Genomic DNA, 14,315 nt, shown 5'->3' with positions numbered 1-14,315 from the left:
CGGGCCTTGGCATGATGGCCGGGTGGCCACCGATGCCGACGCCCGGTCGATCGTCCTGCGCCGTTACTGGCAGCACCTCGTCGAACTCGCCCTCCTGGTCGTCGTCACGCTGCACACCGTCCTGCGCGCGATCGCGGACCTGCAGCGCGCGGGCGTGGTGAGCGTGACGCACACGTGCACGACGTGCCGCTTCTTCGGTCGCGACGAGTACCCCGAGCCGGACGCGCCCCACCACTGCCACCTGCTGCGCATCCCGCTGCCGCTGGCGGCCCTGCGCACGGACTGCCCCGAGCACGAACCGGCGATCACGCCGGCCCGGCGCAAGCGCGGCTGAGGTCGGCCAGCCCTGCGGGGAGCCGTTCGCCAGATGCTGTGAACGCTAACAGGGCTTGACTGATCAAGGCATGAGAGATGCCTCCGGTCGCGACATTGCTCAAAGTTAACGCTCACATTGAGCGTTGACCTCCCGGCAACGTCGTGGCTACATTCCGTTGCGCGCCGCGACTGCAGTTTCGCCGAGCGACTGGAGCATCCTCATGTCCTCACCGTTGAGTCGACGCAGGCTCTTCCAAGCCGCGGGTGTGGCCGCCCTCGCGACCACGGCGCCGTCACTGGTGGCCGGGTCCGCGCAGGCGGCCTCGGTACCGCCTGTGCGCGCCGACGCCGGTGTGTCGGCCCACCCGTTCGACCTGTCCGAGGTGCGGCTGACCTCCGGCCGATGGCTGGACAACCAGAACCGGACGCTGTCCTACCTGCGTTTCGTCGACGTCGACCGCCTGCTCTACAACTTCCGCGCCAACCACCGGCTGTCGACGAACGGCGCCGCCGCGCTGGGCGGCTGGGAGGCGCCGAACTTCCCGTTCCGCACGCACAGCCAGGGGCACTTCCTCACGGCCTGGGCGCAGGCGTGGGCGGTCCTGGGCGACACGACGTGCCGGGACAGGGCGAACCACATGGTCGCGGAACTGGCCAAGTGCCAGGCGAACAACTCGGCGGCGGGCTTCAACACCGGGTACCTGTCGGGCTTCCCCGAGTCGGACTTCGACGCGCTGGAGAACGGCTCCCCCAAGTCCGTCTCGTACTACTCGCTGCACAAGACCCTCGCCGGGCTGTTGGACGTGTGGCGATACATCGGCAACACCCAGGCCAGGGACGTGCTGCTGCGCTTCGCCGGATGGGTGGACTGGCGCACGGCCCGGTTGCCCCAGAGCCGGATGCAGTCGGTGCTGAACACCGAGTTCGGCGGCATGAACGCCGTGCTGGCCGATCTGTACCAGCAGACGGGCGACTCCCGCTGGCTGACGGCGGCCCAGCGGTTCGACCACGCCGCGGTGTTCGACCCGCTGGCGTCCGGCCAGGACCGCCTGAACGGCCTGCACGCCAACACCCAGGTGCCGAAGTGGATCGGCGCGGCGCGCGAGTACAAGGCGACGGGGACCACCCGCTACCGGGACATCGCCCTCAACGCCTGGAACATCACCGTCGGAGCGCACACCTACGTCATCGGCGGCAACAGCCAGGCAGAACACTTCCGCGCGCCCAACGCGATCGCTGCCTACCTCAACACCGACGCGTGCGAAGCGTGCAACACCTACAACATGCTGAAGCTGACCCGGGAGCTCTGGCTGACCGACCCCGGCCGGGCGGCCTACTTCGACTACTACGAGCGCGCGCTGCTCAACCACCTGATCGGCCAGCAGAACCCGGCGGACCCCCACGGCCACATCTGCTACTTCACCGGTCTCAACCCCGGCCACCGCAGGGGCAACACCGGTCCGGCGTGGGGCGGCGGCAACTGGAGCACGGACTACGGCACGTTCTGGTGCTGCCAGGGCACCGGACTGGAGACCAACACCAAACTCGCCGATTCCGTCTACTTCCACAGCGGCACGACCCTCACGGTGAACCTGTACACGCCGTCGGTGCTCACGTGGTCGGCACGCGCCATCACCGTCACCCAGACCACGAGCTACCCGGCGAGCGACACCACGACGCTCACCGTCACCGGCAACGCCGCCGGCTCGTGGACGATGCGGTTGCGCATCCCCGCCTGGACCACGGGCGCGACCATCAGCGTCAACGGCGTGGCGCAGAACGTGACCGCGACGCCCGGCACCTACGCGTCCCTGACGCGCTCGTGGACGTCCGGCGACGTGGTGGCGCTGCGGCTGCCGATGCGCGTGATCGCCCAGCCCGCCAACGACAACGCCGGCGTCGTCGCGCTGACCTACGGCCCGGCGGTGCTCGCGGGCAACTACGGCAACACGACCCTGTCCGCGTTGCCGTCGCTGGACGTCGGCTCCGTCACGCGCACCAGCACGACGTCACTGGCGTTCACGGCGACGGCGAACGGGGTGCGGGTGAACCTCGGGCCGTTCCACGACGCCCACGGCTTCAACTACAACGTCTACTGGAGCACCGGCGGCGCCACCGCGAGCCACCGGCTGGTCAACGCGGGCACCGGCATGGTGCTGGGCATCCAGAACATGTCCACGGTGGACGGTGGGCTGGCCGTGCAGTGGCACGACAGCGGAACGGCCGACCACGACTGGCAGCTGATCACCGACGGGTCCGACGTGCGGCTGCGCAACGTCCACAGCGGCAAGGTCCTCGGCGTGGAGAACATGTCCACGGCGGACAACGCCCGTGTCCTGCAGTGGTCCGACAACGGGACCGCCGACCACAGGTGGACCTTCGTCCCCAACGGCGACGGCACCTACAAGGTCCGCAACGCCCACAGCGGAAAGCTGCTCGGCGTCCTCAACGGCTCCACCACCGCGGGTGCGCAGGTCGTGCAGGACTCGGACAACGGCAGCGCGGACAACCGCTGGCGCCTGGTCGCGAACTGAACGCGTGGTGCGTGTCCCCGGAGACCACCGGGGACACGCACCGCTCCGGCCGTGTCAGCCGAAGTTCACGTCACTGCACCACATGTACGTCTGGTCGAGGTGTGAGGCCTGCCAGATCGTGAACACCACGTGGTGGCCGCGGTAGGTGCCGTTGGTCTGGACGTTGAACCTGATGTCCTTGGCCGGAGCGAACCTGCCGGTCTGCGTGATGAGGTCCAGGTTGCCCCAACCCAGGCGCTGGGTGGTCGGGTCGAACCCGTTCTTGCTGATGTAGACGCGCAGGTAGTCAGCTCCGTGACTGGCCTGGTCGTGCAGGTGCATCGAGAAGGTGCTGCCCAGACTGGTGGTCTTCCACCGGCCGGGCGTGTTCAGGGAGTTGTTGCGCGTCAGGGCGTTGCTGCAGAGCTGCCCGTCCGGAGTGGACCCCTGGAAGTTCCCGCGGAGGCCGTCCCGCAGCGCGCTCATCCAGTTCCACATGGTGTCGGGGTTGGCCTGGAAGGCCTGGTAGCACATGGGGTCCTGTTGCTGCATGGCCGGATTCGTGTGCTGGCTTCCCCACGTCTGCCAGCACTGGTAGGCGCGGGTGGCAGGGCCGACGATCGTGCCGTGTGCCGACGCCGTGGGGGTCCACAGGAACGTGCAGACCAGCGCGCTGACGACGAGTGCGATGAAGCCCCGCCGTCTGGTGAGCGACCCGTAGGTGCTGCGCGTGCGCATGAATGAGCCTCCGATCTCCGATGATCGACGTTCAAACAGCAGCGGCGGATTGGGAGCGCTCCCAGAACATCAACCCTACAGATGACTCTCAGAGATCACAAGGGCACGCGGAGTGATCACGACATTCGCCCCGAACTGCCCGACGATCCATCAAGCGAACGCCCCAGGGCGCACTTATCGTTGAAGCATGTCCCTGATCTTCTCCAGCGTCGTCGACGCTCCCCTCGACGAGGTGTTCGCCTGGCACGCGCGGCCGGGAGCCATCCACCGGCTCTCGCCGCCGTGGCAGCCGGTGGGCGTCGTGAGCGAGGCGAGCACCCTCGACGGTGGTCGCGCGGTGCTGGGGTTGCCGCTCGGACTGCGCTGGGGTGCCCGGCACACCGGCTTCGAGCCGCCGCACCGGTTCGTCGACGAGCTGGACTCCGCGCCGCTGAGCTGGGCGCTGAAGTGGCGGCACACCCACGAGTTCGCGGCGGAGGGCGACCGGACGCGGATGACCGACCGCGTGGAGACGCCGGTTCCCGGTGCGCTGCTGCGGTCGATGTTCGCCTACCGGCACCGCCAGCTCGCCGCCGACCTGGCGGCCCAGGCCTCCGCGCGGAAGGCCGGCGACCGGCCGATCACGGTGGCGATCACCGGTGGCAGCGGCTTTGTGGGCACCGCGCTGTGGTCGTTCCTCAGCACGGCGGGCCACCGGGTGGTGAAGCTGGTCCGCCACTCCCCCGCCGCCCCGGACGAGCGGCGCTGGGATCCCGAACGCCCCGCGCCCGACCTCCTGTCCGATGTGGACGCCGTGGTGCACCTGGCGGGCGCGTCGATCGCGGGCAGGTTCACCGACGCGCACCGGCGGGCGATCCGCTCGTCCCGGATCGGCCCTACCAGGGCACTCGCCGATCTGGCCGCCGCCACCGGTGTGCCGGTGTTCGTCAGCGCGTCCGCGATCGGTTTCTACGGCGCCGACCGCGGCGACGAGGAGCTCACCGAGGACAGCGAACGAGGTGAGGGCTTCCTAGCGGACGTGGTCGCCGACTGGGAGGCCGCCACGGCACCCGCCGCGTCGGCCGGCGTGCGGGTGGTGAACGTCCGCACCGGGCTGGTCCAGTCCCCGAACGGCGGCACGCTGCGGCTCTTCCACCCGCTGTTCGCCGCCGGGCTGGGCGGGAGGCTCGGCGACGGGCGGATGTGGCAGTCGTGGATCGGCATGGACGACCTGGTCGACGTCTACCACCGCGCGCTCTACGACACCGGGCTCAGCGGGCCGGTCAACGCCGTCGCCCCGGACGCCGTGCGCAACAGCACCTACGCCGCCACGCTCGCGAAGGTGCTGCACCGGCCCGCGCTGCTGCCGGTGCCGTCGTTCGGGCCGCGGCTCCTGCTGGGCGAGCAGGGCGCGCGTGAACTCGCCGAGGCGAGCCAGCTGGTCCGGCCCGCCGTGCTGACCAAGGCCGGGCACAGGTTTCGGTACCCGGACCTCGAACCGGCACTGCGGCACCTGCTGGGCCGCACGAACTAAGCACCTGACCAGAGGTGCTGTCCGGAACATCTGGGCTCGGTGGCGCCGAGTGTGTCTGCAAGTACCACCAACTCATGATCGAATCGCCGTCAACCACACCCAACCCGCCGCTCGTCCGCCGGACCGCTGTACCTCCCTCAGGCCAGAACAGGCCTGTTGGTGGTAGCGAAGTGCCTGTTGATGTTGAGTTGGTGGTACTTGCAGACGCCAGGGGGCCGGACGCATGTCCGCAGGGCGAGTAACGGACACAACTTCCGGCAACCTGCTTAGGCGGATCGGGCGCGCACGAAGACCTCGTCCGCGCCCAGCCTGGTGAACAGCTCCTGGTTCACCGACTCGCGGACCGCCGCGACGATGACCGCCGTCTGGTTGAGGCCGCGCACCGCCATGGTGATCTGCAGGCCGTCCCTGTCGTCGGGAACGGCGACGACCACCCGTGCCGCGAACTGCGTCTGCGCCTGCCGCAGCGCGCAGACGTCCCGCCCGTCACCCCGCACGGCCCTGGCGCCGTTGGCCAGCGCACCGGTCAACGCGATCGCGTCGGGGTCGACCACCACGACCTCCGGGTTCTCGACGTGCAACGGCAGGTGTCTCAGCACGTCCAGTGCCGCATCCCCGTACCCGACCACCACCGTGAAACCGATCACCGCGACTCCTCGATCGCCCGTCGCGACCGCTGCAGGCTCTGGGGCTTCTCGGCCTTGCGCGGCGGCCGGTCGTTCGCGATGAGGACGGCCATCCACGGCAGCGGAACGGACAGCAGGATCAGGGCGAGCGCGAGCCACCAGATCTTCGCGAACACCACGGCCAGCACGATGCACGGGATGCGCAGGCTCATCATCAGGGCGTACCTGCGGCGCCGTGCGGCGAGCTGTTCCTGGTACGACGGGGCGGCCGAGGTGATCAGCACGGGGTCTTCTCGCCTGGACGAGTTCACAGCAACACCTCCGTATCTCCTAGAGGTTCGCATCGGAGGCCGATCGGGTTCGTGTCTCCTGCGTCACGGCGGCTGGTTGACTCGACGGACCGAACACGGCAGGGGGATGCCCAAGTGCGACTGAGCCTGAACGACTTCATCGCCCCGGAGTCGGCGCGGCACGCCGAGGAGGCCCGGAGCGAGAACGCCCGCAGGGGAACCAGAAGAGGCCCGGCCAACGCGAGCGAACTCCGGGAGATGAGGCCCGCGACGCTCGGCGGTTCGACGACGGTCGAGGCGAACGGCCGGCGGGTGCCCGTCAGGATCCACGAGCCGCGAGGCCGTCCGAACGGCGTCTACCTCCACCTCCACGGCGGCGGCTTCTACCTGGGTGTCACCGCGCAGGACGACGAACGCGACCAGCGGCTCGCGGACGCGCTCGGCGTCGTGGTCGTCGGCGTCGAGTACCGGCTCGCTCCGGAGCACCCGTGGCCGGCCGCGCCCGACGACGCCGAGACCGCGGCGCGCTGGCTGATCGACCACGCCGAGGAACGCTTCGGCACCCGCCGGATGGTCATCGGCGGCTTCTCGGCGGGCGCCACCCTCGCCGTGACGACGCTGCTCCGGCTGCGCGACCACCCGTTCGCGGGCGCGGCACTCCAGTTCGGCACCTACGACCTGAGCGGCCTGACCCCCGCCGGCCGGCTGATCGCGAACGAGTACTTCATCGAGGCCTACGCGGGGCAGGCGCCCGACCGCACCGTCCCGGACATCTCACCGATCTACGGCGACCTGCGCGGTCTGCCGCCCCTGTTGATGGTCGTCGGCGCCCTGGACGTCCTGCTGGAGGACAACCTGGCCATGGCGGCACGGGTGGCGGCGGTGGGCGAGGTCGACCTGAGGGTCTACCCGGAGTCGTTGCACGGCTTCACCAACCGCGACACCAAGATGGCGCGGGCGGCACGAGACGACATCGAGCGGTGGCTCGCCGCACGTCTCTCCTAGACTTCGCGAAACCGAGATCGACACGAGGTGGCGGCATGAAGCTGGGCGATGTCACGCGGACCACTCTGGCCTGCGTCCGGATCTTCAACGGTGCCCTCGGCCTGGTCGCCGCGGACCGGATGGCGAAGAGCCTCGGCGACGAGCTGGGCGACGACAGGAGGTTCGTCTACCCGGCCCGCATGTTCGGCATCCGCACCCTCGTCCTGGGCGTCGACCTGCTGATGCTGAAGAGCGGTGACGCCCACGCCCGCCGGGTCCTGCGCCAGGCCGTGCTGATCCACGCCACGGACACCGCCGCCGCCGTCTACGCCGGCAGGCGCGGCGAACTGCCGGCCAAGGCGGCGAAGCTGACCACGATCATCTCCGCCGTCAACACGGGTCTGGCCGTCGTGTCGCTCCTCTCCGTCGGCAAGGACAGCTGACCGGAGGGCGGCCGTGGCGGTCGGGATCGCCCTGCTCTGCGAGGTGGGCGCCCGCGTCGACGGCGTCGCGGTCGAGCTCGGGCACGCGCGGCAGCGGTGCGTGCTGGCGGCGCTGGCGATCGACGTCAACAAGGTCGTGACCGTGACGCAGCTGACCGGACGCGTCTGGGGCACCGAACCGCCGCGGCGGTCGCGCGCCGCGCTGCACAGTCGAGTCGTACCGGGCCGCCGACGACGACTGCGGCACGGCCGGCACGTTGACGAACCTCGGCCACACCCACCTGGCGCTCGGCCGCCCGGAACGGGCCGCGGAGGTCTGGCGGCGAGCGCTCGGCATGCTGGAACAACAGGGGCCGCGACGAGGAGGCGGACCGCCTGCGGGAGCACCTGCGACCAGGGACACTCACGGGCGCGAACGACACCCTGGCCCGGGAAGTCCGACTCCTGCAACAGCAACACGAGGAGCGGACGACATGCCCACCATCACCCTGACCCAGCAGACCACCGCGACGCCCGAGGAGTTCGTCGCCGGGCTCACCGACTTCGGCCCCGGCCGCGCGGAGCTGTTCCCCAACAGCGCCGACGCCGACCTGCGGGTGCACGAGCGGGGCGACACGTTCGCGGACGTGACCGAGGGGTCCGGCGGCATCTGGGAGCGCCTGCACTACGACTGGTCCGACCTCGGCCGGGTCGTGCTGACCACCGTCGACTCCAACGTGTGGGGCGGGTGTTCCGGCCACACCTACACGTTCACGAGGCAGGCCGACGGAACGACGCTCGTGCACGCCGAAGTGGTGCGGGAAGGCAAGAACCTGAAGGGGAAACTGCTCGGTCTCTCGCTCGGGCTGCTCGGCAGGAAGGTGCTGGGCGGGGCTCTGGAGAAGACCGTGCGGGCGGTCGAAGTTAGGGTGCCCTGACCGGACGGGCCGGGCGGGAGCTAACGTAGCCCGTCGTGAGCATGGTCGTGGAGCAACGCGGACCCGAGGCCGCACCGCCCGGGCAGAACCCGCACCGGCGGCGCCGGCTGGGGCTGGCGGCTCTGCTGGTGCTGCTGGCCGTGACGGCGGTGCTGTCGCTGGTGATCGGCGCGCGGTCGCTCACCCCGGCCGAGGTGTGGCAGGGGTTGTTCGGCGATCCCGGCGACGACCAGCGGCTCGTCGAGATCACGCTGATCGTGCAGACGCTGCGCGTGCCGCGGACGGTGCTCGCGATCGTGGCGGGCATCGGGCTCGGCGTCGCGGGCGCGTTGATCCAGGGCCACACCCGCAACCCCATCGCGGACACCGGCCTGCTCGGCGTCAACTCCGGGGCGTCGTTCGCCGTGGTGCTCTCGGTCTACCTGTTCGGCCTGCAGAACCCGGTCCAGTACATGTGGTTCGCGTTCCTCGGCGCCGCGGTGGCGGGCGTGGTGGTGTTCGGGCTGTCGAGCCTCGGGCGCGGCGCGGGCAACCCGCTCACGCTCGCGCTGGCCGGGCAGGGCGTCACGGTGTTCCTGGCCGCGATGACGACCGCGGTCGCGCTGGGAGACAAGCAGACTCTCGACGTGCTGCGGTTCTGGAACGCGGGCTCGGTGCAGGGCGTCGGGTTCGACGTGATCACGGTCGCGGCGATCTTCACCGGCGTCGGCCTCGTGCTGGCGCTGATCAACCTGCCCGTGATCAACCTGCTCAACCTCGGTGACGACGTCGCGCGCGGCCTCGGCGTGAACATCGCGGCCGGCCGCACCGTCGGCGTCCTGGCCGTCACGCTGCTCGCGGGCGCTGCCACGGCGGCGTGCGGGCCGATCGCGTTCCTCGGCCTGATGGTCGCGCACATCGCCCGTTGGTTCACCGGGCCGGACTACCGCTGGCTGGTGCCGTACGCGGGGCTGCTCGGCGCGGCCGTGCTGCTGATCAGCGACATCGCGGGCCGGCTCGTCGTGCGTCCCGCCGAACTGCAGGCGGGCATCGTCATCGCACTCATCGGCGCCCCGTTCTTCGCGGTGCTGGTCTGGCTCGGGAAGTTCAGGCAGGCATGATCACCGCACCGGAGACACCCGAACTGCACCGCGGCATCCGCATCGGCGGCTGGTCCTGGGTCTGGCGGCCGTGGACCGTGCTCGTCACGGTCGTGCTGGCGGCGCTGACGTTCCTGATCTTCTGCGTGTCGATCGCGGTCGGCGACTTCACCATCGAACTGCCCGCCGTGTTCCGGACGCTCATCGGGCAGGGCGAGCGGGTCGACGAGTTCGTGATCATGGACCTGCGGATGCCGCGCGCCCTGGTCGGTCTCATCGCCGGCATCGCGCTCGGCATCTCCGGCGCGCTGACCCAGTCGATCGCGCGCAACGCGCTGGCCAGCCCCGACGTCCTCGGCATCACCGGTGGCGCCAGCGCCACGGCGGTCTTCGTCGTGACGGCGGGCGGTGGCACGGCGATCGGCAGCGCCATCGGGCTTTCCGCGGCCGCGCTCATCGGTGGGCTGCTGACCGGTCTGCTCGTCTACTTCCTGGCGTGGAAGAAGGGCATCGACGGGTTCCGGCTGATCCTCATCGGCGTCTCGGTCAACTCGGTCATGCAGGCGCTCACGACGTGGCTGCTGACGCTCGGCGACATCCGCGACGTGACGCGCGCGCAGAGGTGGCTCGTCGGGTCGCTCGACTCGCGGTCGTGGGCCGAGGTGTGGGCGTCGCTCTGGATCTTGGTCGCGCTGGTCGTCGTCGTGCTGGCCGTCGTGTTCCAGATGCAGCCCATGCACTTCGGTGACGACGTCGCCGCGGGTCTCGGTGTGCGCTACTCGGCCGTGCGCGCGGTGCTCCTCCTCTGCGCGGTGCTGCTGGCCGGTGTCGCGGTCTCCGCCGCAGGTCCGGTGCCGTTCGTGGCGCTGGTCGGGCCGCAGATCACCATGCGGCTGCTGCGCTCCCCCGTGCCGCCGGTGATCGCGTCAGGGCTGTTCGGCGCTCTGCTGCTGATCGGGTCGGACCTGATCGCGCGGACCGTCCTGCCCAACGACCTGCCGGTCGGCATCGTCACGGCGATCATCGGTGGTCCGTTCCTCGTCTACCTGCTGGTGCGGGCGAACCTCAGGCGTGCGGCCTGAGGTAAGCCTGCATTAAGTAAGGTTGGCCTATGACCGCGCTGCGCAACGATGCCGCCCGACTGGGTGCCGAGGGCGTCACGGTCGGGTACGCCGACCGGGTCGTGCTCGACAACCTGGACGTCGCCATCCCGACCGGGGTGATCACCACGGTCATCGGACCCAACGGCTGCGGCAAGTCGACGCTGCTGCGGACGCTGTCCCGGCTGCTCAAACCGCGCCAGGGCACGGTGCTGCTCGACGGCGGTGACATCGCGCGGCTCAAGACCAAGGACATCGCGAAGAGGATGGGCCTGCTCCCGCAGACCCCGATCGCGCCCGAGGGGCTCACGGTCGCCGACCTGGTCGCCCGCGGCCGGCACCCGCACCAGAGCTGGGTGCGCCAGTGGTCGAGCGACGACGCGGACGTCGTCGCCAAGGCGTTGCACATGACCGGCGTCGCCGATCTGGCCCACCGCCCGGTCGACTCGCTCTCCGGCGGCCAGCGGCAGCGGGTGTGGATCTCCATGACCCTCGCGCAGGGCACGGACCTGTTGCTGCTGGACGAACCGACGACCTACCTCGACCTCGCGCACGCGATCGACGTGATCGACCTCGTCGACGACCTGCACGAGGGCGGCTGCACGATCGTCATGGTCCTGCACGACCTGAACCTGGCCGTGCGCTACAGCGACAACCTGATCGTGATGAAGTCGGGGTCGATCGTCGCACAGGGGCATCCGGGCGAAGTGATCACGAGCGAGCTGCTGCTGGACACGTTCGGCCTGCAGGCGAAGGTCATCGACGACCCGGTGAGCGAGCGTCCGCTGATCGTCCCGATCGGACGGACCCACGTGGTATCGAAGAGTGACCAAGACCTTGGTTAGCCTGCCCTAACCGGGTGATAAGGTTCGGGGGTCCTAATTTCCCCCGCCGCGTGGGCAGCGAAGAAGAGGTGCCGAATGGGCCAGAGAACGACCATGACCTGGAAGCGACTGACCGCTGTGGCAGCAGCCGTGGTGGTCGGTGCCAGCGTCCTCGCCGGGTGCGGTTCCTCCACGCCTGCCACGACCCCGAACGCGGGCAACGCCTCCGGTGGCACGTTCCCGACCAAGGTCGAGCACTTCTTCGGCACGACGGAGATCAAGGAGGCGCCCAAGCGCGTCCTCTCCCTCGGCTACACCGACGACCAGACGCTGCTCGCGCTCGGCGTCGTCCCGGTCGGCATGGTCGACCAGTACCCGAACCCCGAGGGCACCAAGCCCGACATCAACACCCAGTGGGCCTGGGTGAAGGACAAGTGGGGTTCGACCACGCCCGAGGTCGTCATGAAGAACGGCGACACCGAGCCGAACTACGAGAAGATCGCGCAGCTGCGCCCCGACCTGATCGTCGCGGTGTACTCCGAGGCCGACCAGGCCTGGTACGACAAGCTGACCAAGATCGCACCGGTGGTCGGCCGCACCAAGCAGGAGAAGGAGCCCTTCAGCGCGAAGTGGCAGGACAACGTGCTGCAGATCGCGAAGGCGGTCGGCAAGGGTGACGAGGGCGCGAAGCTGATCAAGGGCCTCGACGACAAGCTCGCCGAGGCCAAGAAGGCCAACCCGGACTTCGCGAACCAGACCGCCACCGTCGTGACCTGGTACAAGGACGCGATCGTGCCGTTCACCACCACCGACGTGCGCGGCCAGCTCGTGACCGGCATCGGCTTCAAGGGCAACACGAAGGTCGACGAGATCGCGGAGGGCGGCTTCTCCGCCAAGCTCTCGCCGGAGAAGATCGACCTGATCAACACCGACCGCATCTTCGTGATCGCGGACAAGGCGGACGCGGACGCGCTGAAGAACTTCCAGCTGTTCGCGAACCTGCCCGCGGTCAAGGCCGGCAAGGTCCACTGGATCCTCGACAGCGAGGGTCCCGCGGTCGGCGCCGCGATCTCGCAGGCCACCCTGCCGTCCCTGCCCTACGCGATCGACGAACTGGTGAAGGCCGCCAAGTCCGGCGCCTGATCCACGCACAACACCAGCGAAAGGCCTCCCCTCGTGACCACGAGCGTCTCCGGCGCGCCGTCGAAGATCCTGCGCACGGCGTCCGGACGGGAGGCCTCCCGCTGGTTGCTCGACCACTGCCGCTCCACCCCCGCCCTGCCGATCGCCACCGTGGTGGCGACGGTGGCGGGGGCGGTGCTGCAGATCGTCCCGGTGTTCCTCCTCGGCACCGTGGTGGACGGGATCGTGCAGGGGCGCGACGCGTCGATCCTCTGGTCGATCGGCATCGCGACCGTCGTCTCGGCACTGGCCGGGGCGGTCATGACCGCGGTCTCGACCTACCTCGTCGGCCGCGTCGGCGCGGAGATGCTGGCGCGCCTGCGGGAAGGCGCGGTCCGGGCGGTGCTCGGGATGCCCAGCGCGCGCATCGAGGAAGTCGGCCGCGGTGACGTGCTCTCCCGCGTGGGCGACGACGTGGCCGTCATCTCCAAGGGCTTCCGCACGGCGATCCCGACGATCTTCTCGGCGGTCGTCCTGGTCGTCATCGCCACCGCCGGCATGTTCGGGCTCGACTGGCGGCTCGGTCTCGCAGGCGCCTGCGCGCTGCCCGCCTACTGGCTCGCGCTGCGGTGGTACCTGCCGCGGTCACAGCCGCTCTACCGCGCCCGGTCCGAGGCCCAGGCCGACCGCGCGCAGGCGTTGATCAGCGGCCTCGACGGCATCGCGACGGTGCGCGCCTACCGCCTGGAGAACGCGTTCCGGGACAAGGTGACCGCGGAGTCGTGGCGGGTGCGCAACATCGGCATCGACGTCTTCCGGTTCTTCGGCCGGTTCATCGGACGGGAGAACCGCGCCGAGTTCATCGGTCTCGGCCTGATCATCGTCGTCGGCTACTTCCTGGTGACGAACGGGCAGTCGTCGCTGGGCCAGGTCTCCGTCGCCGCGTTGTTGTTCCACAAGCTGTTCGTGCCGCTCGGCCTGATCATGGCCTTCTTCGACGAGGCGCAGAAGTCCGGTGCCGGGCTGACGCGGCTGGTCGGCATGCTCACCGAGTCCGACGGCGACGAGCTCGTGCGCAGCGCGGTGGCCGTGGACCCCGGAGCACAGCCGCTTCCTGTGTCGGTGCGCGGACTTTCCTTCCGCTACCCCGAATCCGAGCACGACGTGCTGCGGGACGTCGACCTGGAGATCCCGGCGGGAACGTCGCTGGCGCTCGTCGGCGCGACCGGCGCGGGCAAGACGACGCTGGCGGCGCTGGTCGCCGGGACCGGCACGCCGCTGACCGGTTCCGTGCACATCGGCGAGTCCGACCTCGCCACCCTGGACGAGGCGGGAGCCCGCGCACTCGTCAGCATCCTGACCCAGGAAGCGCACGTGTTCGCCGGCCCGCTGGCCGAGGATCTCCGTTTGGCCGCACCGGATGCGACCGACGACGAGCTGATGGACGCGTTGCGGACCGTCGGCGCGGACTCCTGGGTCGAGGCGCTGCCGCAGGGCCTGCAGACCGATGTGGGCGAGGGCGGCGAACGGCTCGACGTGACCAAGGTCGCCCAGATCGCGCTGGCCCGCCTGGTGCTCGGCCGCTCCCCCGTCGTCGTGCTGGACGAGTCGACGGCCGAGGCCGGCAGCCAGGGTGCCGCCGCGCTGGAACGCGCCGCGCTCGCGGCCTGCCGGGGCCGCACCACACTCCTGGTCGCGCACCGCCTGACCCAGGCCATCGCCGCGGACCGGATCGCCGTCCTCGACGCGGGTCGCGTGCTGGAACAGGGAACTCACGAAGAACTTGTCGCGCGTGACGGGCGTTACGCGGCACTTTGGGCCGCTTGGCGATTCGGAACCGCAAATACTTAG

General features: G+C 70.0%; 14 protein-coding genes. 11 read left to right on the top strand and 3 right to left on the bottom strand.

Annotated elements, in window-relative coordinates; translation table 11 throughout:
- The first annotated feature begins 22 nt into the window (after positions 1-22).
- Both SK571_RS19970 and SK571_RS19965 read left to right on the top strand, forming a co-directional pair.
- Positions 23-334: a hypothetical protein gene (locus tag SK571_RS19970; protein WP_319985596.1), complete on the top strand. Its 312-nt coding sequence runs from the start codon at positions 23-25 to the stop codon at positions 332-334.
- Between the two features lie 202 nt (positions 335-536).
- Complete coding sequence (locus tag SK571_RS19965) at positions 537-2,849, top strand: beta-L-arabinofuranosidase domain-containing protein (protein WP_319985595.1); 2,313 nt, start codon at positions 537-539, stop codon at positions 2,847-2,849.
- A 54-nt stretch (positions 2,850-2,903) separates the two neighbouring features.
- Here the strand turns inward: SK571_RS19965 and SK571_RS19960 are convergent, their stop codons facing one another.
- Entirely contained in the window at positions 2,904-3,566 is a 663-nt protein-coding gene (locus tag SK571_RS19960) for a lytic polysaccharide monooxygenase auxiliary activity family 9 protein (RefSeq protein WP_319985594.1), read from the bottom strand.
- Between the two features lie 187 nt (positions 3,567-3,753).
- On the opposite strand from SK571_RS19960, the gene SK571_RS19955 reads away from it, so the two are divergent.
- Positions 3,754-5,079, top strand: coding sequence for a TIGR01777 family oxidoreductase (locus SK571_RS19955; RefSeq protein WP_319985593.1), 1,326 nt, complete (start codon positions 3,754-3,756; stop codon positions 5,077-5,079).
- Positions 5,080-5,345: 266 nt separating this feature from the next.
- Here SK571_RS19955 and SK571_RS19950 read toward each other — a convergent pair whose 3' ends face one another.
- Together SK571_RS19950 and SK571_RS19945 are read right to left on the bottom strand one after the other, a co-directional pair.
- The gene (locus SK571_RS19950; protein WP_319985592.1) at positions 5,346-5,726 is read right to left on the bottom strand and encodes an NAD(P)-binding protein; all 381 of its coding nucleotides are present in this window, start codon (positions 5,724-5,726) and stop codon (positions 5,346-5,348) included.
- Positions 5,723-6,049, bottom strand: a complete 327-nt coding sequence (locus SK571_RS19945) for a DUF3099 domain-containing protein (protein WP_319985591.1) — start codon at positions 6,047-6,049, stop codon at positions 5,723-5,725. The genes SK571_RS19950 and SK571_RS19945 overlap by 4 nt, the downstream gene beginning before the upstream one ends.
- A gap of 81 nt (positions 6,050-6,130) precedes the next feature.
- Here SK571_RS19945 and SK571_RS19940 point away from each other — a divergent pair, with 81 nt between their 5' ends.
- The 8 genes from SK571_RS19940 (at position 6,131) to SK571_RS19905 (ending at position 14,315) form a co-directional block, all read left to right on the top strand.
- Positions 6,131-7,000: an alpha/beta hydrolase gene (locus tag SK571_RS19940; protein ID WP_319985590.1), complete on the top strand. Its 870-nt coding sequence runs from the start codon at positions 6,131-6,133 to the stop codon at positions 6,998-7,000.
- Positions 7,001-7,035: 35 nt separating this feature from the next.
- Complete coding sequence (locus SK571_RS19935) at positions 7,036-7,422, top strand: hypothetical protein (RefSeq protein ID WP_319985589.1); 387 nt, start codon at positions 7,036-7,038, stop codon at positions 7,420-7,422.
- Between the two features lie 473 nt (positions 7,423-7,895).
- A complete protein-coding gene (locus SK571_RS19930; RefSeq protein ID WP_319985588.1) occupies positions 7,896-8,339 on the top strand; it encodes a hypothetical protein in 444 nt (147 codons plus the stop codon).
- A 41-nt stretch (positions 8,340-8,380) separates the two neighbouring features.
- Entirely contained in the window at positions 8,381-9,439 is a 1,059-nt protein-coding gene (locus tag SK571_RS19925; RefSeq protein WP_319985743.1) for a FecCD family ABC transporter permease, read from the top strand.
- Positions 9,436-10,500, top strand: a complete 1,065-nt coding sequence (locus SK571_RS19920; protein WP_319985587.1) for a FecCD family ABC transporter permease — start codon at positions 9,436-9,438, stop codon at positions 10,498-10,500. Before SK571_RS19925 ends, SK571_RS19920 begins: the two co-directional genes overlap by 4 nt.
- Before the next feature lie 29 nt (positions 10,501-10,529).
- Positions 10,530-11,363 (top strand): ABC transporter ATP-binding protein, encoded by an 834-nt coding sequence (locus SK571_RS19915; RefSeq protein ID WP_319985586.1) that lies wholly within the window; start codon positions 10,530-10,532, stop codon positions 11,361-11,363.
- A 93-nt stretch (positions 11,364-11,456) separates the two neighbouring features.
- The gene (locus SK571_RS19910) at positions 11,457-12,485 is read left to right on the top strand and encodes an iron-siderophore ABC transporter substrate-binding protein (protein WP_319985585.1); all 1,029 of its coding nucleotides are present in this window, start codon (positions 11,457-11,459) and stop codon (positions 12,483-12,485) included.
- Between the two features lie 33 nt (positions 12,486-12,518).
- A complete protein-coding gene (locus SK571_RS19905) occupies positions 12,519-14,315 on the top strand; it encodes an ABC transporter ATP-binding protein (RefSeq protein WP_319985584.1) in 1,797 nt (598 codons plus the stop codon).

Source organism: Lentzea kristufekii, from assembly GCF_033949925.1.
GTDB classification, from domain to species: Bacteria; Actinomycetota; Actinomycetes; order Mycobacteriales; family Pseudonocardiaceae; genus Lentzea; species Lentzea kristufekii.
Note: the sequence above shows the minus strand (reverse complement) of the source record. Positions and strands in the feature narration are given on the sequence as shown.